Consider the following 20,347-nt stretch of genomic DNA (forward strand, 5'->3'; position numbering starts at 1 on the left):
GGTTTTCTATTTCACGGTTGCATCTATAGCGAGCTACTGTATAAACCGGCCCATATAAACCGCGCCATTCAAGCAAGAGGATCCCGGACGTGGAAGAAATCATCGAACAACTGCGCGAAGCCAACGAACCCGTACCGGTTCCCCTGGAATTGCCTGACGAAGACCAGTTGGTGGAGATCGAAGAAGAACTCTTCATCAACATCCCGTTCGTCTTCAAAGAGTTTCTGCTGACTGTCAGCGACGTGGTTTACGGCAGCCTCGAGCCGGTGACCGTTACCGACCCGCAATCGCACACCTACCTGCCGGATGTCGCGGCCAATGCGTGGGACATCGGCGTACCGCGTGACCTGATCCCGATTTGCCAGGACGGCGACAACTACTACTGCGTCGAAGAAGACGGCACGGTGGTGCTGTGGTCCGGCGAAGAAGAGCTGATCACCGAAGAATCCTGGGAATCGGTGTGGCACTGGGCGCGGGACGTCTGGCTGGAAAGCTGATCCGCCCAACGCCCCGGGTGGTCAATGCCCCGACGACTCCTTGTGGTTGTCGAGGGTCTCCAGCAGGGCCACCTGCATCCGCGTGTGCACGCGGATGAACCAGCGCCAGAGCAGCGCCGCCACGGCGGCCGCGACCACGGCGATCAGCACCAGCAACTTGTTGGTCGGCAGAATACTGGCCGACAAGGCTGCCAACAGCAGGAAAATCACCAGCAGCGAGAGGATCGGGATCACTTCGGAGATCACCCGGCGCACTCGCTGCGTGTGCCGCCCGGCCATCTCCGGCTTCACGCCCATCTCCGCCAGCAACATCGACAGCGCCTTGAGCTTGCGATACGCCGCGATCAGAAACGGCAGCGACAGCAGCAGCGCCCCGCCCCAGATCAGTGCTTTCTGCCAGCTCGGATCGCCGATCCAGTCCTGCATCCACACCGACAGCCGACCGGCAAAAAACGCACCGCTGAAGAAAATCGCGATCACCAGCGCCAGGTTGACCCCGACCTGCAACAGGATCCGCCGAATCATCGCCGCCAGCATCGCGCCCTCGCCTTGCGGCTGGATGCTGCGCAGCCATTCGCCATACATCCCTAACACCCGCCCCAGGCGCTTGGGCACGGCGGCAGAGAGTTTGATCGACAGTGGATCGGCCGCACGGATCAGGTACGGCGTCAGCAGGGTGGTGATCACCGATACCGCCACCGCCACCGGGTACAGGAAGTTGCTGGTGACCTGCAGCGTCATTCCGAGCGCAGCGATGATGAAGGAAAATTCGCCAATCTGTGACAGCCCCATCCCTACGCGCAGTGAGGTGCGTCCGTCATTGCCGGCGATAAAGGCACCGAGGCCGCAGGACAACATCTTGCCGAGCACCACGGCCACGGTGATAACGGCAATCGGCCAGGCGTATTGCAGCAGGATCATCGGATCGAGCATCAACCCGATCGCGACGAAAAAGATTGCACTGAACAGATCGCGAACCGGCTCGATCAAGCGCTCGATTTTCAGCAGCTGCCGCGATTCAGCCATGATCGCGCCGATCAGGAAAGCGCCGAGCACCATGCTGTATTCGAGCTTGACCACCAGCAGGCAGAAGCCGAAACACAGGCCGAGCACGGTGATCAGCAGCATCTCGTTGCTTTCGAATTTGGCGACATACGCCAGCAGGCGCGGCACCAACAGAATGCCGACAACCAGCGCGACAATCATGAACAACGACAGCTTGCCGACCGTGGAAAACACTTCGCCCGAACTGACCGTGCCGCTGACGGCGATGCTCGACAGCAAGGCGATGATGCCGATGCCGAGGATATCCTCGACGATCAGCACACCGAAGATCAGTTGGGCAAAGCGCTCGTTCTTCATCTTCAGGTCATTGAGCGCCTTGACGATGATGGTGGTCGAGGAGATTGCCAGGATCGCGCCGAGGAACAGCGAGTCCATGGTGTTCCAGTCGAACCAGCGGCCAATCTCGTAGCCGATCCAGATCATCAGCACGATCTCGAGGAACGCCGCGATAAACGCCGTGGCGCCGACCTTGAACAACTTGCGCAGGCTGAACTCCAGCCCGAGGCAGAACATCAGGAAGATCACCCCCAGCTCGGCGAGGGTCTTGATGGTTTCTTCGTCGTGGATCAGGCCGAACGGCGGGGTGTGCGGGCCGATGATGAAACCGGCGACGATGTAACCGAGCACCACCGGCTGCTTGAAGCGGTGAAACAGTACGGTGACCACACCTGCGACCAACATGATCACTGCCAGGTCCTGAATAAAGCTGATGGCATGCATGGTGTGGGCTCCTTGTATGACGTGACCCGCCGTCAGACATCAGAAAGGTCTGAGCAAGCAGGGTAAAAAATCCGCTTTTTGTGTGGGAATTGGCCTTGGGCAGGGCCTTTTGCAGGTTAACACCGCGACTTGCGGCTGGAAGGCGGTGCAATATAAGGAAACAGATCGATCCCGGCGTGACGACAGCCAGTCGCCTGGCGTCCCGATAACGGTGCTTTTGAAAAAGCGACCAGGCACCCGCAGAGGTGCTTCCAGCCACCCCAGCCTTGATCCGTGAGAACGTTATGGAACCCGGAAACGCCCAACTGTCGATGACGGTACTGATGACCCCCGACATGGCCAACTTCTCTGGCAATGTCCACGGCGGTACCCTGCTCAAATACCTCGACGAAGTGGCCTACGCCTGCGCGAGCCGCTATGCCGGCCGCTACGTGGTGACGCTGTCGGTGGATCAGGTGATTTTCCGCGAGCCGATCCATGTCGGCGAACTGGTGACCTTCCTGGCGTCGGTCAACTACACCGGCAACACCTCAATGGAAGTCGGCATCAAAGTGGTGACCGAAAACATCCGCGAGCGCTCGGTGCGCCATACCAACAGCTGCTTCTTCACCATGGTCGCGGTGGATGACCAGCGCAAACCGGCCGCCGTGCCGCCGCTGCAACCGCAGAACAGCGAAGACAAGCGCCGCTACATGCAGGCCCAGCAACGCCGGCAGATTCGTCAGGAGCTGGAGAAGCGTTATCAGGAGATCAAGGGCGACGCTTAAAGCAAAAGATCGCCGCCTTCGGCAGCGCCTAAAAGGGAACTTGTAACCCTGCAGGAGCTGCCGAACGCTGCGATCTTTTGAACGATAACGCGATTACAGACTGATCGCCGTCGCCTCGAACTTCACCCGCGGATGCGCAATGCGATCCTGCGCCCGCACCAGTTGCAGCTCATAACTGGCACACGCCTGGGTCTCCAGCAGCACTTCATGCACCGCCGCTGCGGTGAACTCGAACGCCGCCACCAGACTGTCACCCAGCAGCACCCGCGCCAGGAACAGGCCGGACGTCAGATCGCCCACGCCCACCGGCTGACGCGGAAACGCCAGCAGCGGACGGCGCAGGTGCCAGCTTTCATCGGCGGTCACCAACAACATCTCGAAACCCTCCGCCGGCTTGCCCGGATAATCCAGATGCTTGACCAACACCGCTTTCGGGCCGCGCGCCAGCAGCGCCCGGGCCATCGCCAGGCAGTCGAACAGCGACTGCGGCTTGCGTCCGGAGAAGCTGTCCAGTTCCAGCTGGTTCGGGCACATGATGTCCGCCACCGCCGCCGCCTCTTCCAGCAGGAAGTCGCTGACTTCGGCCGGCACACTGCAGCCTTTTTCCGGATGACCCATCACCGGATCGCACAGGTACAAGGCCTTTGGATTGACTGCCTTGATGCGCTCGACGCCACTAAGAATCGCCCGGCCCTGCGCCGCGCTGCCCAGATAACCGGAAAGCACTGCGTCGCAGTTGCCCAGCTCGCCGATGGCAGCAATGCCTTCGACCAGCTCGGGAATCTGGTGCGGCGCCAGCACCTCACCGGCCCATTGCCCGTACTGGGTGTGATTGGAAAACTGCACGGTGTTGAGCGGCCAGACGTTCACCCCGACCCGCTGCATCGGAAAAACCGCGGCGCTGTTGCCGGCGTGGCCGAAGACCACATGGGACTGAATGGCGAGCAGATGAGGCGTACGTTTCATTCGGGTTATTCCGTAAAACGATTGAAATTCAAGCCGCGCAGTATGCGACGAAACACAGCCTGTACGACAGACCGGCGACGCAGTTAAGCTGGGCTTATCTTTTGGAGTTTCCTGTTGATGCTGACCCTTGAAAACATCTTCGTGCTGATGCTGTTCGCCGCTGCCGGTGCGTGGCTATGGCACAACCACGGCTTGCGCGAACGGGCGCTGGAGCGGGTCAAGCAGCATTGCATCAACGTCGGCGTCGAGCTGCTGGACGGTAACGTCGCGTTGAAAAAAATCGGCTTGATCAAGGATGCCAGCGGTCGGCGGCGTCTGGCCCGGGTCTACAACTTCGAGTTCACCGTGACCGGCGAAACCCGCCACAACGGCACCATCACCCAGTTTGGCGCGCACAGTGCGCAGATCGAACTGGCGCCCTACCCGGCCCCGTTCGACGAGACGCCGCCGGTGGTCGAAGTCAGTCGCCCACGGGCCGAAGTGATCGAGTTGAGCCAGTGGCGCCAGGAACACAACAAGTGGAAGCCATAAACTAATCCGCTTGAACCCGGCAATGCGCCAGGCCTGCCTGCAAATCATCGACATTCTGCGGATCGGTGAAGATCAGCTCGATACGTGAATCCCGGCGCCATTCGCTGAGCTGCCACTGGAGCCCGGCGTTATCCAGAGCGTTGGCCGAAACCCAACCCTCGGCGCTGTGGATAACCAGTTTGGCCCGCCGCCAATTCAGGGCTCGCAGCCATTCGCTCACGCGTTGCGTATCGAACGTCTGGCCCGGGTGCCAACGCCAGCCGATGCTCCAGCCACCCTCCTGCGCCTGACTCAGGCAAATCGGCACGGCCGGGTCACTCCAGAGTGCCGGGATCGACCCCAACCCCTTGGGCTCGACGAAGTTATCCACACCCGCAACCGCTTGCGCCGCCACACCTGGCAACGCGCGCAAAGGCAATTGCGCTTGTTGCGTCCAAATCAACGTGACTGGTGGCAGGCGCTCGGCGATGGCCTGCCTCACCGCGTCACCCAGACTTTCGGCCTTGTTCAGCAACAGCAGACCGGCACTGGCCAGAGCGTCCTGCTGAGCGGCCGGCAAAGACTTCCCGGCCGCAAGCGCCTGGGCGTCCAGCACCAACACACAAGGCTGTACCGCGAGTACACCCAGCCATGGTGCTTCACTCAACTGCTTGAGCAACTGCGCCGGATGGCCCAAACCGGACGGCTCGATGAACAGTCGATCCGGCCGGGCTTTACGCAATAAACGGCCGAGGCCGATCTGGAACGGTGCGCCATTGACGCAACACAAGCAGCCCCCGGCGACCTCGCCCAGTGCGATACCATCGCTGTCGCGGGTCAGCAGTGCGGCGTCGAGGCCGATCTGGCCGAATTCGTTGATCAGCACCGCCCAGCGCTCACCTTCCGGCCGTTGCGCCATGAGCTGGCGAATCAGGCTGGTCTTGCCGGCGCCCAAAGGGCCGGCGATCACATGAGTAGGAATGTTCTGCAACATGGCTAGGCGTTTTCTGAGGGGATTGGACATGCGTTGGATGGGATGGTCGTTGCTGTTGATGCTGCTGTCGAGCGAAGCCTTGGCTCAAGCCTGCGTTGTGCACAGCCAGGGCGAGCGGCTCGACGTCAAGGTCTGCCAGCAGAACCGCAATATCCCCGAGAAACTGTTCAGCGATGGCTTCTGCAAACCGACCCTGGCCGGGCAGAACGTCGATGTGCAGTATGCCGATCAATGCCCCAGCGGCGCGTTCGGCGTGTGCAGTAACGCGCAAGTTGCCAATATGCCCTATCGCCAGGATATCCACTATTACGGGGTCGCCTCCGACACGGTGTATTTGCGGCCGTATTGCGAAGGCCAGAGCCAGGGCAAGTGGCTCAAGCCTTGAGCCTTGAGCCGTCAGCCGAGCCAATCGAGGGTCAGCAGCAGGCGTTGTTCGCCCGCTGCCGGTTGCGGAGAACGATGAATCAGGCCGAAGCCTTCGTTGCCGTGCCACTTCTCACCTTTCAATAGCGCCACGTCACCGCTCTGCAGTTGCTGGATGTTCGCCATGTCCCGTGGTTCGGCGTTTGCCTGACCCAATTGCTCGCGATCCATCACCCCTTCCTTGAGCCACTGACTGCCGATCCCGCCGTAGGTTGTGATCAAGCGCACCGGCACATGATCGACATGAAAACGCGGGCACATGGCCTTATCCAGTACCCGCAGACGCAGGCCAACGCGGCGCGCGCCCAACAGGCAAGCGAAGGCACTGACCAGCCATTGCAGATCGGCGATAAAGCCTTCGTAGCCTTCCAGATCACGAAACCCGGCAGCCAGTGCGCCGAGGTCGGGATCGGCGTCTTCATCCGGCAATTCGATGCAGAGCGATTCCGCCAGGGGATCATTGAGCGACAGCAGCAACTCTGCGAAATCAGCGATGTGCAAGGGCAATTGGCGCTGCCAGACCGCGAGGTTGACGTCGTCCTCAAGGATTCGCGTCAGCGTTTTCGGTGTCACACCCTGGTACTGATTGCGCACGCGGTTTTGCTGGAGTTTGAGCGCAAGCATCAGGCAGCCTCATCGTGCCAAGGGCCGAAGGGGTCCGGCAGCATGCGCCAGCCTTCGGCGCCGACGGCCATTTCCGCATCTGTCAGCAAGCAGGAGTCGAGCTCGGCAGTGAGCTGTAGGAAATCGATGTTCTGACCAATGAACACCAGTTCCTGACGGCAATCTCCGACGCTCGGTGTCCAGTTTTTCATGATCGCTGCCGTACTTTCCTGATCCTGCGGCCATTGGTCTTTCGGGACGAAACGCCACCAGCGCCCTGCGAAACCGTGGCGCATCAGGCCGCCAGCCTGCGACCAACTGCCCGCCTCCGTGGCCTTGCTGGCGAGCCAGAAGAAACCTTTGGAGCGCAGCAATTTACCGTTCGTCCATGGGCGGTCGATGAAGTGGTAGAAGCGCTGCGGGTGGAACGGTCGGCGGGCGCGGTAAGCCGTGGAAGCAATGCCGTACTCGGTAGTTTCCGGCACATGTTCACCGCGCAACTCCTGCAGCCAGCCCGGAGCCTGAGCGGCCTTGTCGAAATCGAAACGGCCGGTGTTGAGGATCTTCTCCAGCGGTACTTCGCCCATCACCATCGGAATGATTTCCGCTTGGGCATTAAGGCGCTTGAGGATTGCTGTCAGCTCGTCACGGTCCTGGCGGCTGATAAGGTCGATCTTGCTGATCAGCAGGACGTCGGCGAACTCGATTTGCTCGATCAACAGGTCGGTAATCGAGCGTTCGTCTTCCTCTCCCAAGGTCTCTCCCCGGGAAGCGAGGCTCTCGGCCGCCTGGTAGTCGAGGAGGAAGTTCATCCCATCGACTACCGTCACCATGGTGTCGAGGCGCGCAACGTCAGCGAGGCTCTGGCCCTGTTCATCGCGGAAGGTGAATGTTTCCGCGACCGGCAGCGGTTCGGAAATGCCGGTGGATTCGATGAGCAGATAATCGAAACGGCCTTCGCGGGCCAGTTTGCTGACTTCTTCCAGCAGGTCCTCGCGTAACGTACAGCAGATACAACCGTTGCTCATCTCCACCAGTTTTTCTTCAGCACGGTTCAGGCTGACATCGCGCTGAACTTCGCTGCCATCAATATTGATTTCGCTCATATCGTTAACGATGACCGCGACGCGCAAGCCCTCTCGATTACGTAGTACGTAATTCAAAAGTGTACTTTTTCCGGCACCGAGAAAGCCCGAAAGAACGGTCACGGGAAGTGGCGATGACATTGGATAATCCTCTTCAGGGAGTGGCCGATGGGTGTTTACGCCGGGTATTGGCGTAACGCACCGCGTTCTTAGGCTTCAAAACAATGTTGTCGTGGAAGCAGACGCCAGAAATCGGCGAGGGCAGGCTCAATTCAATTTTATGTTATAGTATAACAATACAAATAAGCCAGCCCCGCCCTTGCCCAAGCCGATAAAGAGCCGGAAGCTGCATGCATGCAGCCATCGAGAACCGTGATGAAAATTGCCCTGAAATGCTCGTTGTTGAGCCTTGCATTGCTGTCGGGTGCCGCCTGGGGACAAACGCCAACGCTCGCCCACTGCACACGCAGCGCCAATCTGCTGGCCTGCGTCGATGCGCAAGGCAATGCCTACAGCGTGAACACCGTGGGCAGCACGATTTACCTGCGGGGCTTTGAAAAGGATGACAAACGTTACTGGGCGCAGACCAATAGCCGTTTCGGCCAACTGACATTCTTCACCGGGATCGCCTCTGACGGGGAAGCCTGGGTCGGCTACACCCGTCGAGTCGGCTGGACGACGATCAATCGCTTTTCCAGCTCGGGAGGCAGCAGTGCGAAGTTCACCTGCAGCCGCATCACTGGCTGCTAAACCTGTGTCTTTTGCTGCTCCTGCTGCCAGGCGATATAGCTGTCGATCGGCGGATTCTTCTGAAAATAGCGCTGCAATCCTTCAAATAATCCGTTGGCGATAGCCTGCTGGTGCCGGGCGGTGACCAGTCGCTGGCTGTCACGCGCATTGGAAATGAAGCCGGTTTCCACCAAAATCGACGGCACATCCGGCGACTTCAATACGGCAAATCCCGCCTGCTCCACGCGCTTCTGATGCAGCGTGGTAATGCCTTCCAAACTACCAAGTATGGTACTGCCGAGTTGCAGGCTGGCGGCGATGGTGGCGTTCATCGACATATCGAGGATCACGCCGGCGAGCATCGGGTCCTTGTCCTTGAGATTGAGCAGGCTGGTCGCGCCGAGCAGATCCGCGCCGTTCTCGCGCTGCGCCATAAAGCGCGCGGTTGCTGACGTCGCGCCGCCTTCGGACAGGCAATACACCGATGCGCCTGACGCCGTCAGACGCGGCGCCGCATCGGCATGCACAGAGATAAACATGTCGGCTTTGTGCTGACGGGCGATATCCACACGCTTGCGAAGGGGCACGAAAAAGTCGTCGTTGCGCACCAGCTTCACGTCGAACCCCTTCTCCCTTTTCAGGCGTTTGGCGAGCAATTGTGCGATGGACAACACCACATCTTTTTCCCGCTCACCCTTGGCACCGACCGCGCCGGGGTCCTTACCGCCATGTCCTGGGTCGACTACGACAACGATGTCGCGTTTGGCGTGAGCCTTACTAGAAGGTGTTTCACGTGGAACCATTGCCGTGTTTGAGGCCTGTTCGGCATTCACCAGATCCAGCACCAAGCGGTGGCCTTGGCCATCCTGAGGCGCCAACAGAAAGCTGTTCAATAGCACTGGATTGTTCAGATCGAGAACAATCCGCGTATCACCCTGACCGAAATGTCCGGATCGGATGGAGCGAATTGCCGTATCCGCCAATACCAACTGACTGAAGTCACCGCTCAAACTCGCCCCGGAGAGATCAATGATCAAGCGCTCCGGTGCACTCAGAGCAAAGGTTTTGTAACGCACCGGACCGCTCAAATCGAAGACCAATCGCAGCTTTTCATCCGAACGCCAGAGTCGCGCATTACGTACTTGGGTAGCCGAAACACTGAACGGCAAAGCGAAAGCTGCGCTGGCCAGGAACAAATTGAGCAAGTGGCGTCTGTGCATATGAAAACCCGTTCATGAAAAAGGCATCGTGGTTTGAATTGTTATAATGTAACATTCAATTCAATCAACACGATGGTCCTGAACATGAATTCGCTGACACTTCCGGATATCGCCGCTCAAGCCGCTCGCCAAGCACTACCGCTCGAGTGGGTGGGAATGCGCGGAATCGCTTTGCCCGTTTTATTGGAGGGACAACGCCTGAGCGCCAAGGCTGACGCGGGCGTCAGCCTCGATGATGGCGAAGCACGCGGCATTCACATGTCACGGTTGTATCTGGCCTTGGCGACACTTGAGCAGCAGAACCTTTCTCCTTGGGTTTTGCGTCAGGTACTGGATGATTTCCTGGAGAGCCACGATGGTTTATCCAGCAATGCCTACCTGAATATCCATAGCGAAGTGCTGCTGAAAAGACCCGCGTTGGTCAGTCCGCTGGCCGGGTGGAAAAGCTATCCAGTGAGCATTTCCGCGAGCCTGAAAAACAAAGTGTTCCACGTGGAACTGAAACTCGAAGTGCCCTACTCCTCAACTTGCCCATGCTCAGCGGCATTAGCGCGGCAGTTGATCCAGCAGCAATTCATCGATGACTTTGCCAACAAGCCACTACAGCACGCCGAGGTTCTGGCCTGGCTCGGATCAAGTCACGGCATCGTCGCCACTCCGCACAGCCAACGCAGCACCGCACAACTGCACATGCATCTGGATGAGTTCATCGATGAACTGCCCCTGAGCGTGATCATCAACGACGCCGAAGCCGCGCTCGGCACTGCCGTGCAAACCGCGGTGAAGCGCGCCGACGAACAAGCCTTCGCGCTGGCCAATGGGCAGAACCTGATGTTCTGCGAAGATGCCGCCCGCCGACTCAACCTGGCCCTGCGCCGCTCTCCCGGTGTCAGCGGATTCCACCTGCGGGTGATTCACGCCGAAAGCCTGCACGCCCACGATGCCGTCGCCGAGAGTCATTGGCACCGGGAGCTCGCATGATCCGCTGCCATACCCTGAGCTGGGGCGCCCCGGGCCAACCGCTGACCTCACCACTGACCATCGCGCTGGACAGCGGCAGCCTGACCGCCATCATCGGCGCCAACGGCTGCGGTAAAAGCAGCCTGCTGAAAGTCATCGCCGGATTGCAGAAACCGTTATCCGGAAAAGTTGCCTTAGGGGTTCCACGCCAAGGGGGCCTGTCGTTCCTGCCGCAACAGCAACACCTCGACCGGCAGTTCCCCATCAGCCTGCAAGAGCTGGTGGCCGCCGGTTTCTGGGGCCGAAGATTGTCGACACAACTGCGCGCGCAACGCCTCGCCAATGCACTCGATCACTGGCACCTGAGCGGCCTCGAGAAGCGCCCGCTGATGGCCCTCTCCGGTGGCGAACTGCAACGCGCGTTGCTCGCCCGTTTGAGTCTGGCTGACGCGCCATTACTGCTTCTCGACGAACCCCACGCCGCGCTTGATGAGCTGGGCCAGCAACTACTGTGGCAACACATCCACGCTTGGCACGCCGAAGGCCGAACTCTGCTGGTGGTCTGCCACGACCTCGCCGCCGTCCGCCAACACATCCCGCAGACGTTGTTGATCAAAGACCGTGAGTGCGCGTTTGGCGCCAGCGCTGATCTGATCCAGCAAACACCCCATACGCAGGTGGCCTAATGCTCACCGTCGCCCACCTCTGGCAACCGTTCAACGAATTCGTGTTCATGCGCCGAGCGCTGATCGGCGGATTGGTATTGGCCTGCAGCACAGCGCCACTTAGCGTGTTTCTGATCCTGCGGCGCATGAGCCTGATCGGTGACGCCGTCGCCCACGGCATTCTTCCCGGCGCAGCATTGGGCTTCTGGTTCGCCGGTCTGAGTCTGCCCGCGTTAACCCTCGGAGGTCTCGGTGCCGGCCTGAGCATGGCGGGACTGGCCGCCTGGATTACCCGTCGCACCGGATTGCGCGAAGACGCCAGCCTCGCCGCCATCTACCCGATCTCTCTCGCCAGCGGCGTGCTGATTCTCGGGATCGCCGGCAAACGCCTCGACCTGCTGCACCTGTTGTTCGGATCGGCACTGGCGGTTGACGGCCCTACTCTTCACGGCATGTTATGGGTCTCGGCCTTCAGCCTGATCGCCATGGCGGTGATCTACAAACCACTGCTGCTCGACACCCTCGACCCTCTATTCCTGCAAACCTTGAGTCGTCTCGGCCCTCTCGCCCACGGCGTGTTCCTGACCCTTGTGGTGCTCAATCTGGTGATCGGCTTCCAGGCCATCGGTGCATTGATGGTGGTCGGCCTGATGATGTTGCCAGCCGCCGCTGCCCGTTTCTGGAGCCGACGTCTGCCGGCGCTGATCGCCATTGCGGCGTTTATCGGCTGCCTGTCGGTGTGGGTCGGCTTGCTGCTGTCGTTCGACTACTCGCTGCCCAGCGGCCCGGCCATCGCTCTGGTCGCCGGTTTCGCCTATCTGCTGTCCGTGGTGTTCGGACCGGTCCACGGTCTGCTGCGCCGCCCACCTTCGCTCACATCCCAATGAGGTGTTTTCCGATGCGCGCTCTACTCGTGCTGTTCAGCTTGCTGCTGTCGATGTCGTTGTCGGCGGCGGAGAAATTGCCGGTGGTCACCAGCTTCAGCATCCTTGCCGACATGGTCCATCAGGTCGGCGGTGAGCATATCCAGATCACCAACATGGTTGGTCCGGACGCCGATGCGCACACCTATGAACCGACACCGGACGATGCCAAAGCACTGCTCAAGGCCAAGTTGATCATCAAGAACGGCCTCGGTTTCGAACCATGGCTCGACCGCCTGGTGACCAGCACCGGCACCCAGGCTCCACTCATCAGTGCCAGCCACGGTGTGATTCCGCGTTCGCTCGATGAAGACGGCGAAACCATTCCCGACCCGCACGCCTGGCACAACTTGGCCAACACCGAGTTGTACATCGCCAACATCACCAAGGCGCTGATTGCTGCCGATCCGGCGAACAAGGCCGACTACCAACGCAACAGTCAGGTCTACCTGAAACAGATCTACGCCCTGCTCGCCGAAGCCAAGGCCAAGCTCGGTTCGCTACCGCCGGGTAATCGCAAGATCGTCACCAGCCACGATGCCTTCGGTTATCTCGGTCAGGCCTACGGCATTGACTTCATGGCGCCCCAAGGCCTGTCCACCGAGCGTGAACCTTCGGCCGCCGAAGTCGCCGCACTGATCACGCAGATCCGTCAGGCCAAGGTCAAAGCGGTGTTCATGGAAAACATCAAGGACGCGCGCCTGCTCAAGCAGATCGCCGAGGAGAGCGGCGCGCACATCGGCGGCACGTTGTACTCCGATGCCCTCGCCGCCAGTGGTCCGGCCAGTACCTTTGCCGGGCTGTTCGAATACAACCTCAACACCCTTTACAACGCGCTGAGCCAACCATGATCCGCAAGAATCCTTCAGGCGATCTGCCGCAAATTGCCGAGTCGGCCTACGTCGATAAAACCGCGATCATCTGCGGCAAGGTGGTCATCGGCGAGAACGTGTTCGTCGGTCCCTATGCCGTGATTCGCGCGGATGAGGTGGACGCCTCCGGTGCTATGGAGCCGATCACCATCGGCGCCAATTCGAACATCCAGGACGGCGTGGTGATCCATTCCAAATCCGGTGCTGCCGTGACCATCGGCGAATTCACCTCGATCGCTCACCGATCGATCGTGCACGGTCCGTGCGTGGTCGGCGACCGGGTGTTCATCGGCTTCAACAGTGTGCTGTTCAATTGCGTGGTCGGAGACGGCTGCGTGGTGCGGCATAACTCGGTGGTTGATGGCCGCGATTTGCCGGACGCGTTCTACGTGCCCTCCACCACCCGCATCGGCCCCAACACCGACCTCTCGCAGTTCCCGCCGGTGAGTGTCAGTGCTTCGGAGTTTTCCGAAGACGTGGCACGCACCAATGTCGATCTGGTGCGCGGCTACAAAGCCTTGCAGAACGAGTTCTGAACCATGAGCAGCGTGCTGATTCGCAACGCCAGACTGGTCAACGAAGGGCGCGAGTACGACGGCGATCTGCTGGTCAGCCATGGCCGCATCGTCAAGATCGCGCGCAGCATCGATGGCGAAAACGCCCGGGTGGAAATCGACGCCCGTGGCCGGTGGCTGTTGCCGGGCATGATTGACGACCAAGTGCATTTTCGCGAGCCGGGCGCGCCGGCCAAGGGCAGCATTCACACCGAGTCTCGAGCGGCAGTGGCGGGTGGCATCACCAGTTTCATGGACATGCCCAATACCCAACCGGCCACACTCACCCTCGAAGCGCTGGCCGATAAAAAGCGCCGGGCGGCGATCAACTCCGTGGCCAACTATGGCTTCCACTTCGGTGTGAGTCGGGACAACCTCGACACCGTCGCCGCACTCAACCCCTACGAAGTGGCCGGGGTCAAAGTGTTCATGGGCGCCTCCACCGGTAACCTGCTGGTGGATGATCCGCAGATTCTCGAGCGCCTGTTCGCCGACGTGCCGACTATTCTGCTGGCCCATTGCGAACACACGCCGAGCATCGAGGCCAACGCTGCCCGTCTGCGCGAGCAACTGGGCGAATACCTGCCGGCGAATATTCATGCGCTGGTGCGCGATGCCGAGGCTTGCTACCGCTCTTCATCACTGGCCGTAGAACTGGCGAAACGGCATGGCACCCGCCTGCATGTCTTGCACCTGACCACCGCCCGCGAGTTGGCGTTGTTCGAAGACAAGCCGCTCGCACAGAAACACATCACGGCCGAAGTCTGCCTGCATCATCTGCTGTTCGATGACCGTGACTATCCAGCCCTCGGCAACCTGATCAAATGCAACCCGGCGATCAAGACCCAGGCGGACCGGGACGCGCTCCGTCAGGCCTTGTTGAGCAATCGACTGGATGTGATCGGCAGTGATCATGCACCGCACACCTGGGCGGAAAAGCAGCGACCGTATGCCGAGGCGCCCTCCGGTTTGCCGCTGGTGCAACAGGCGTTGCCAGCGCTGTTGGAACTGGTGGCCGATGGCGTGCTGCCAATCACCACACTGGTGGCGAAGACCAGCCATCGCGTGGCGGATCTGTTTGCGATTCCGGATCGGGGTTATTTGCGTGAAGGGTATTGGGCGGATCTGGTGCTGGTGGAGCCAGCGGCGCTGGAAGTGTCTCGGCAACCGATCCTGTCACAGTGCGGCTGGACGCCGTTTGCTCACAAGACGTTCCGATATCGGGTGAATACGACACTGGTGTCGGGACAGATTGCCTGGGATGGCGGGCGGGTGAATGAGGGGTGTCAGGGCTTGCCGTTGCGGTTCATGCGCTGATCAGCAAGACGCTTTCGCGAGCAGGCTCGCCCCACATTGGACATGCATTCCAACTGTGGGAGCGAGCCTGCTCGCGAAGTTTCAAGCTCTTGGCTTAACCGTGCCGCAATCCTGACCCAACCACACCGCGCGGGTTTCCAGACTGCCTTTCTGGTTGATCCCGATGGCATTGAACGTACCATTGGCTACAGTGGTGAACTCACGATCACTGACGAAGGTGGCCACACCGGTGCCTTGCGCTTTCGGGCAACTGAAGCGGAATTTCCACTGGTTGCCGGTGCGCTCGGTGATCTGCTGCTTGCAGCCCGATTGCGGATCGGCCAGCGGGATATCGTTGGTTGCGACCTGCTGCGGCGTCAGGCAGGCACGAATGCCCTTGCCGCCGATGTTGATCCCGTTCTTCTCCAGCGCTGCCCGCTGCTGCGGGGTCATCTGGCCTTGCAGTTGGCCGAGGATCGATTGCACATCCATCGGCTGGTCATCGACCTTGACGTTGCTCGAAGTCATTTCCCACAAACCCGGCTGCAGCATTTGCGCCTGCGCAACCACCGGCATTGCCAAACCCAGGCCCAGCGCCAAACCCAGCAGACGAACGTTCATCGAAAAACTCCTGATCAGTAGTGGCCGTTAGACGTCGGCCAAAGGCTTCGGTTCATGGGCCAATTAAATAGCGACAATCGCGCCGGAACATGGTCTGTTACGCATTGAATCTTCAGGAGCAAGGCTGCCCCATGGATTATTTTGGACCGCACATTTTCGGTTATCTGATCGCCCTGATACACAGCCTCGGCTTGATCGCCGCTATCCACGCGGTGCTGACCGTACGCACCGCGCAAGGCTCGATCGCCTGGGCATTGTCGCTCATTTTCATCCCCTACCTGACACTCATCCCTTACCTGGTCTTTGGCCGCAGCACGTTCGACGGTTACATCAAGGCGCGGCGTCAGGCCAACGAACAGATGCGCCAGGCGATTTCCGAGTTGAACTGGCGGCCGTGGGTTGAAGAGGCCCTCACCGCCCGCGCTTCGAATGCCTACGCCTCGCTGCGCGCCATGCCCAAGCTGGGGCGCATGCCGTGTCTGGCGAACAACGAAGTGCAATTGCTGGTGAATGGTCACGCGACCTTCGCGGCTATTTTCCAGGCCATCGAGCAGGCGCGTGAAGCCGTGCTGATTCAGTTCTTCATCATCCATGACGACCGGCTCGGTCAAAGCCTGCGCGATCTGCTGCTGAGAAAAGCCGCCGAAGGCGTGGCGATTCATCTGCTCTACGACCGCATCGGCAGCCACGCCCTGCCCCACAGCTACGTGCAGGCGCTGCGCGATGGCGGTGTCGAGGTCAAAGCCTTCGCCACGCGCGGCGGATGGCTCAATCGCTTCCAGGTAAATTTCCGCAATCATCGCAAAATCGTCGTGGTCGATGGTGTGCTTGGCTTTGTCGGCGGGCACAACGTCGGTGATGAATACCTGGGCGAAAAGCCGCCACTGGCACCATGGCGCGATACCCATGTTCAGGTGCGTGGCCCGGTGGTGGCCTGCATGCAGGAGTCGTTTGCCGAGGACTGGTTCTGGGCTGCCCGCACGTTGCCACCGCTGATCCTGCCGGATGTCTACCCGGAAGATGGCGTGCTCTGCCAATTGCTGGCGAGCGGCCCGGCGGATGCCTACGAAACCTGTTCACTGTTCTTCGTCGAAGCCATCCACGCGGCGACGGAACGGGTGTGGATCACCAGCCCGTATTTCATTCCCGATGAGGCAGTATTCGCCGCGTTGCGCCTGGCGGTGCTACGCGGCGTCGATGTGCGCCTGCTGCTGCCCTCGCGTCCCGATCATCGCATCGTCTACGCCGCCTCCAGCCTCTACGCGTTCGAAGCGGTGCGCGCCGGGGTACGAGTGTTCCGCTACGAACCGGGGTTCCTGCATCAGAAAGTGGTGTTGATCGACAGCGAGATCAGTGCCATCGGCAGCGCCAATCTGGACAACCGGTCGTTCCGGCTGAATTTCGAAGTGATGCTGCTGACGGTAGACAGCGAGTTCGCCGCCCACGTGGAACACATGCTCAACGAGGACTTCGAACAGGCTTACGAAGTCGCCAAAGAAGAAAGCCGGGAGATCCACCGCCTGCAACAGCTCGGCATGCGGATCGCCCGGCTCATTTCGCCGATTCTCTAGACGGCCCATCCCCTCGCGACTGAGGGAGATGGGTTCGAGCCTCAAGGGTGGTAGATATCTTCGCGAGTCCAGGGCAGTTCATGGCTACCATCGGGATGCGCCTTCACCGCCAGAATCTGGTGCAGGTTGATCCAGCCACGGGCGAACGCATAGGCACACCCGGCCAGATACAGCCGCCAGATACGCAACGCCTGATCCGGCACCAACCTACCGGCAGCTTCGAGGTTGTCCTCCAGACGCTCGCTCCAGTGGTCCAGCGTGCGCGCGTAATGCAGGCGCAGGCTTTCGACGTCGACAATCTCCAACCCTGCTTCGCTGATCTCGGCCGAGATCATCGCCAGGTGCGGCAGCTCACCGTTGGGAAATACATATTTCTCGATGAAATCGCCGGCCCCGCGCCCTACCGGACGGCCATCGGTGTGTTTGGCGGTGATGCCGTGATTCATCACCAGACCGCCCTCCTTCACCGCACCGAACAGGACTTTGCAGTACTCGGCGAGGTTGGCGTGGCCGACGTGCTCAAACATGCCAACGCTGACCACTTTGTCGAAGCGACCGTCCTGCGGCAGATCGCGGTAGTCGAGCAGTTGCAGTTCGGCCTGGTCTTCCAGGCCTTCGGCCTTGACCCGCTCCCGGGCCAGTTCCAGTTGTTCCTTGCTCAGGGTGATACCGAACACCTTGGCGCCGAATTCCCGCGCGGCAAAACGCGCCAGACCACCCCAGCCACAGCCGACATCCAGCAGATATTCGCCCGGTTGCAGGCGTAGCTTGCGACACAAGTGGCGGAATTTGGCTTGTTGCGCCTGTTCCAGGGTTTCGCTGCCGGTTTCGAAATACGCGCAGGAATACGCCATGTCGCTGTCCAGCCACAGCTGGTAGAACGCGTTGGACAGGTCGTAGTGGTAGGAAATGGCTTTGGCGTCGGTTTCCTTGTCGTGTACCGCACGCACTGGCTGGGGGTCATCGTCTTCATCGAGCAAGGCACTGCTCAATTCGTCGCACACCCGGATGACCTCGCTGATCGAGCCCTCCAGTTCCAGCTTGCCCTCGACAAACGCCGCCCCCAGCGCGTCAAGGCTTGGATGGGTGAACTGGCTGACCATCGTCGGGTCCTTGACCACGATGGTGACACTGGGCGCCGGCCCGAGATTGAACTCATGGCCGTCCCAGAGTCGCAAGCGCAGCGGAAGCTGCAGATTCTGTAAGGCCGGTGGAAGTTGCGCGAGCATGGAAAATCCCCCCTTGTTTCAGACGTCAGATCTGAGGGTAGACCATCCTTGAAAAATAGCAGGCTATCGATTTGATTGGCCGAGACTATCGTTCCAGACGCTCCAGCATGCCGTCATGCACCCACTGCTTTAACCAGGTAACAGCCTGAAGTGGCGCGCCCTCACCATAGATGACTGTTAACTCGGTGCACAGTTCGGCGAAATTCCAGCCTTCAATCAACAGGCCGTGCAGCGCGCTCGCCTCAGCCGGCTCCAGACTTCGGTAGTTGCACAGCAGATCACTGCGCCAGATCAGGCAAACCTGCGGGACTTCAAGTGCCTCGCTATGCGGGAAATCCGTTGCTTCCTTGACCGAGCGCCACAGGACCAGACTGTTGAATCGCTGCTCAAGCCACTGCAGCGACGGCGTCGCTTTGACCTTAAGGACGGGCCATTCTTGTGGGGAAAACGCCGCCATCGCCTCAATCGTCAACGGCGTACCGGGCGGTGCATCAAACGCCAAGGTAAACGCCCACTCAAGGGTGGCCAGTTCACTCAACGCTGCGCTTTGCTCCGGCACCAGATGCTCACGGATAAACGCCTCGAAACCTCGGCCGAGCCAGCGCAGGCTGTAGTGCTTCGATGGGTGCTGACGGATGTACGCCGCCGCGAGCGCGTCGAACTCTTCGTCCCCCAGCCAATGGTGGATGGCCGTGAAGTCATTGCGCAGCACCTCCAGCAAACGCGCCTTGAAGGCGTTGTGATAGATCGCCAGCCCTGTGTCCACGTCCAGCGTCGGGCCGCCGATCAGACTGGCACTCAAGGTCGGGGGCGCTGCCATCGCCTCCTCCAGCAGAAACGCCTCAAATGCCAATTGCCATTCGTTCAGGCGCATTGCTGTCTCCCGGCCAAAACGTGGTCGCCCAGTTCGCGGGCCTTGTGCAGTTCGTCGAGCAGTTCTGCGAACGGCGGGAAATGATCATCGCGTTCCAGCAGCGTGGCCACCGGCCCGAAGTGTTCCAGCGTGCGTTGATACAGCGCCCAGACCGGATCGCTCACCGGATGATCGTGGGTGTCGATGACGTAGTCACCGTAGTCGCTATGCCCGGCCAGATGCAGTTGGCGCACCTTGTCTTTGGGCAAGCTCTGAATGAACGTCCACGGATCGAAGCCATGATTGCGTGAGCTGACGTAGACGTTATTTACGTCCAGCAGCAATTCGCAGCCGCTGACGTAACTCAGGGCCTGGAGAAATTCCCACTCAGTGAAGTCATCGGTGGCGGCGCGCACGTAACTGGACACGTTCTCCAGCACTAATGGCCGCTGCAATACGTCCTGCACCTGCGCCACGCGCCCGGCGATGTAGGCAAGGCTTTCTTCGGTGTACGGCAGCGGCAACAGATCATGCAGCTGATGGGCGTTGCCACGGCTCCAGCAGAGGTGATCGGAGATCCACGCCGGTTTGACCCGATCGGCCAGTTGCCTAAGCTGTTTGAGATAGTCCGAATCGAGGGCATGCGGCCCACCGATGGACAGGGACACGCCATGCATCACTACCGGGTAGCGTTCGGCGATGGCGTCGAGGAAGTACAAGGCTTTGCCGCCCTGCACCATGAAATTTTCCGAGACCACTTCGAACCAGTCCACGTCCGGCGACTGTTCGAGGATCTGTTGGTAATAGGCGCTGCGCAAACCCAGGCCATAACCCAGGAAAGGAACAGAAGCTGACATGCCAGGACTCCTTTGCAAAGTGGCCGCAGCGGCATCACCCGCTGCGGCAGCACTCACAGGTGGCTTACTCGCCGACCTTGCCACCGGCTTTTTCACAAGCCGACTGAGTCATGGCCTTGAAGCCCTGGCCTTTGCAGGAGCCCATGCCTTTGCACGCGTGGTCCTTGGTCTTGCAGTCGTTCTGGCCTTTGCAGGCGTTGACGCCGTAGCAGTGAACCTGAGCATCGGCCGCCATGGCGTTGGTGGCGACACCGGCGAACATTGTGGCGGCGGCCAAAGCGAGAGCGGCACCAGCAGCAGCGGATTTGATAGTCATTTTTTATATCCTCGGTAAGCGTCAGGGGTGTCGGCTGGAAGGTTGTTCAGT

The 20,347-nt window shown here is 60.2% G+C and carries 23 protein-coding genes; 12 read left to right on the forward strand and 11 right to left on the reverse strand.

Annotation, left to right across the window (positions count from 1 at the left end; all coding sequences use genetic code 11):
- Positions 1-89: 89 nt before the first annotated feature.
- Entirely contained in the window at positions 90-497 is a 408-nt protein-coding gene (locus tag J5M57_RS15210) for an SMI1/KNR4 family protein (RefSeq protein WP_047596914.1), read from the forward strand.
- Between the two features lie 21 nt (positions 498-518).
- Here the strand turns inward: J5M57_RS15210 and J5M57_RS15215 are convergent, their stop codons facing one another.
- Entirely contained in the window at positions 519-2,282 is a 1,764-nt protein-coding gene (locus J5M57_RS15215; protein WP_064589883.1) for a cation:proton antiporter, read from the reverse strand.
- Between the two features lie 284 nt (positions 2,283-2,566).
- Between J5M57_RS15215 and J5M57_RS15220 the strand changes: the two genes are divergently transcribed.
- Positions 2,567-3,049, forward strand: a complete 483-nt coding sequence (locus J5M57_RS15220) for an acyl-CoA thioesterase (RefSeq protein WP_003229693.1) — start codon at positions 2,567-2,569, stop codon at positions 3,047-3,049.
- A 93-nt stretch (positions 3,050-3,142) separates the two neighbouring features.
- On the opposite strand, the gene pdxY is transcribed toward J5M57_RS15220, so the two are convergent.
- Positions 3,143-4,015, reverse strand: coding sequence for a pyridoxal kinase PdxY (gene pdxY, locus J5M57_RS15225; protein ID WP_064589884.1), 873 nt, complete (start codon positions 4,013-4,015; stop codon positions 3,143-3,145).
- Between the two features lie 117 nt (positions 4,016-4,132).
- Here pdxY and J5M57_RS15230 point away from each other — a divergent pair, with 117 nt between their 5' ends.
- Positions 4,133-4,546 (forward strand): DUF3301 domain-containing protein, encoded by a 414-nt coding sequence (locus J5M57_RS15230; protein WP_064589885.1) that lies wholly within the window; start codon positions 4,133-4,135, stop codon positions 4,544-4,546.
- A 1-nt stretch (position 4,547) separates the two neighbouring features.
- Here the strand turns inward: J5M57_RS15230 and J5M57_RS15235 are convergent, their stop codons facing one another.
- Complete coding sequence (locus J5M57_RS15235; RefSeq protein ID WP_207848637.1) at positions 4,548-5,519, reverse strand: CobW-like GTP-binding protein; 972 nt, start codon at positions 5,517-5,519, stop codon at positions 4,548-4,550.
- 28 nt (positions 5,520-5,547) lie between these two features.
- On the opposite strand from J5M57_RS15235, the gene J5M57_RS15240 reads away from it, so the two are divergent.
- Positions 5,548-5,904 carry an NADH:ubiquinone oxidoreductase gene (locus J5M57_RS15240; protein WP_207848638.1) on the forward strand — a complete coding sequence of 119 codons (357 nt, stop codon included), beginning with the start codon at positions 5,548-5,550 and terminating at the stop codon, positions 5,902-5,904.
- A gap of 11 nt (positions 5,905-5,915) precedes the next feature.
- Here J5M57_RS15240 and J5M57_RS15245 read toward each other — a convergent pair whose 3' ends face one another.
- Both J5M57_RS15245 and zigA read right to left on the reverse strand, forming a co-directional pair.
- On the reverse strand, positions 5,916-6,566 hold the full coding sequence (locus J5M57_RS15245) for a DUF1826 domain-containing protein (RefSeq protein WP_207848639.1): 651 nt from the start codon (positions 6,564-6,566) through the stop codon (positions 5,916-5,918).
- Positions 6,566-7,771, reverse strand: coding sequence for a zinc metallochaperone GTPase ZigA (zigA, locus tag J5M57_RS15250; protein ID WP_207848640.1), 1,206 nt, complete (start codon positions 7,769-7,771; stop codon positions 6,566-6,568). Before zigA ends, J5M57_RS15245 begins: the two co-directional genes overlap by 1 nt.
- A 234-nt stretch (positions 7,772-8,005) precedes the next feature.
- Between zigA and J5M57_RS15255 the strand changes: the two genes are divergently transcribed.
- Complete coding sequence (locus J5M57_RS15255) at positions 8,006-8,380, forward strand: glutamine synthetase (protein ID WP_207848641.1); 375 nt, start codon at positions 8,006-8,008, stop codon at positions 8,378-8,380.
- On the opposite strand, the gene J5M57_RS15260 is transcribed toward J5M57_RS15255, so the two are convergent.
- Positions 8,377-9,579 (reverse strand): N-acetylmuramoyl-L-alanine amidase, encoded by a 1,203-nt coding sequence (locus J5M57_RS15260; protein WP_207848642.1) that lies wholly within the window; start codon positions 9,577-9,579, stop codon positions 8,377-8,379. The two genes, J5M57_RS15255 and J5M57_RS15260, sit on opposite strands and share 4 nt — an antisense overlap.
- A gap of 84 nt (positions 9,580-9,663) precedes the next feature.
- Here J5M57_RS15260 and folE2 point away from each other — a divergent pair, with 84 nt between their 5' ends.
- The 6 genes from folE2 to J5M57_RS15290 are packed head-to-tail and all read left to right on the forward strand — an operon-like array spanning position 9,664 to position 14,870.
- The gene (gene folE2, locus J5M57_RS15265) at positions 9,664-10,560 is read left to right on the forward strand and encodes a GTP cyclohydrolase FolE2 (protein ID WP_207848643.1); all 897 of its coding nucleotides are present in this window, start codon (positions 9,664-9,666) and stop codon (positions 10,558-10,560) included.
- Positions 10,557-11,225 carry an ATP-binding cassette domain-containing protein gene (locus J5M57_RS15270; RefSeq protein ID WP_207848644.1) on the forward strand — a complete coding sequence of 223 codons (669 nt, stop codon included), beginning with the start codon at positions 10,557-10,559 and terminating at the stop codon, positions 11,223-11,225. Before folE2 ends, J5M57_RS15270 begins: the two co-directional genes overlap by 4 nt.
- A complete protein-coding gene (locus J5M57_RS15275) occupies positions 11,225-12,091 on the forward strand; it encodes a metal ABC transporter permease (RefSeq protein ID WP_207848645.1) in 867 nt (288 codons plus the stop codon). The genes J5M57_RS15270 and J5M57_RS15275 overlap by 1 nt, the downstream gene beginning before the upstream one ends.
- A gap of 11 nt (positions 12,092-12,102) precedes the next feature.
- Positions 12,103-12,978 (forward strand): metal ABC transporter substrate-binding protein, encoded by an 876-nt coding sequence (locus J5M57_RS15280; protein WP_207848646.1) that lies wholly within the window; start codon positions 12,103-12,105, stop codon positions 12,976-12,978.
- The gene (locus J5M57_RS15285) at positions 12,975-13,535 is read left to right on the forward strand and encodes a carbonate dehydratase (RefSeq protein ID WP_025112617.1); all 561 of its coding nucleotides are present in this window, start codon (positions 12,975-12,977) and stop codon (positions 13,533-13,535) included. The genes J5M57_RS15280 and J5M57_RS15285 overlap by 4 nt, the downstream gene beginning before the upstream one ends.
- Before the next feature lie 3 nt (positions 13,536-13,538).
- Complete coding sequence (locus J5M57_RS15290; protein WP_207848647.1) at positions 13,539-14,870, forward strand: dihydroorotase; 1,332 nt, start codon at positions 13,539-13,541, stop codon at positions 14,868-14,870.
- An 81-nt stretch (positions 14,871-14,951) separates the two neighbouring features.
- Here the strand turns inward: J5M57_RS15290 and J5M57_RS15295 are convergent, their stop codons facing one another.
- Complete coding sequence (locus J5M57_RS15295; protein WP_083367491.1) at positions 14,952-15,470, reverse strand: DUF3617 domain-containing protein; 519 nt, start codon at positions 15,468-15,470, stop codon at positions 14,952-14,954.
- A gap of 131 nt (positions 15,471-15,601) precedes the next feature.
- Here J5M57_RS15295 and cls point away from each other — a divergent pair, with 131 nt between their 5' ends.
- The gene (gene cls / locus J5M57_RS15300; protein ID WP_207848648.1) at positions 15,602-17,041 is read left to right on the forward strand and encodes a cardiolipin synthase; all 1,440 of its coding nucleotides are present in this window, start codon (positions 15,602-15,604) and stop codon (positions 17,039-17,041) included.
- Between the two features lie 41 nt (positions 17,042-17,082).
- On the opposite strand, the gene cfaB is transcribed toward cls, so the two are convergent.
- From cfaB to J5M57_RS15320, 4 genes are all read right to left on the reverse strand, one after another.
- The gene (gene cfaB / locus J5M57_RS15305; RefSeq protein ID WP_207848649.1) at positions 17,083-18,270 is read right to left on the reverse strand and encodes a C17 cyclopropane fatty acid synthase CfaB; all 1,188 of its coding nucleotides are present in this window, start codon (positions 18,268-18,270) and stop codon (positions 17,083-17,085) included.
- 85 nt (positions 18,271-18,355) lie between these two features.
- Positions 18,356-19,144 carry a DNA-binding domain-containing protein gene (locus J5M57_RS15310; RefSeq protein ID WP_207848650.1) on the reverse strand — a complete coding sequence of 263 codons (789 nt, stop codon included), beginning with the start codon at positions 19,142-19,144 and terminating at the stop codon, positions 18,356-18,358.
- Complete coding sequence (locus J5M57_RS15315; protein WP_207848651.1) at positions 19,135-19,980, reverse strand: DUF692 domain-containing protein; 846 nt, start codon at positions 19,978-19,980, stop codon at positions 19,135-19,137. The genes J5M57_RS15310 and J5M57_RS15315 overlap by 10 nt, the downstream gene beginning before the upstream one ends.
- A gap of 64 nt (positions 19,981-20,044) precedes the next feature.
- A complete protein-coding gene (locus J5M57_RS15320; RefSeq protein WP_064589899.1) occupies positions 20,045-20,296 on the reverse strand; it encodes a hypothetical protein in 252 nt (83 codons plus the stop codon).
- Positions 20,297-20,347: the final 51 nt, after the last annotated feature.

It is taken from the genome of Pseudomonas sp. 86_A, from assembly GCF_017491705.1.
GTDB classification, from domain to species: Bacteria; Pseudomonadota; Gammaproteobacteria; order Pseudomonadales; family Pseudomonadaceae; genus Aquipseudomonas; species Aquipseudomonas koreensis.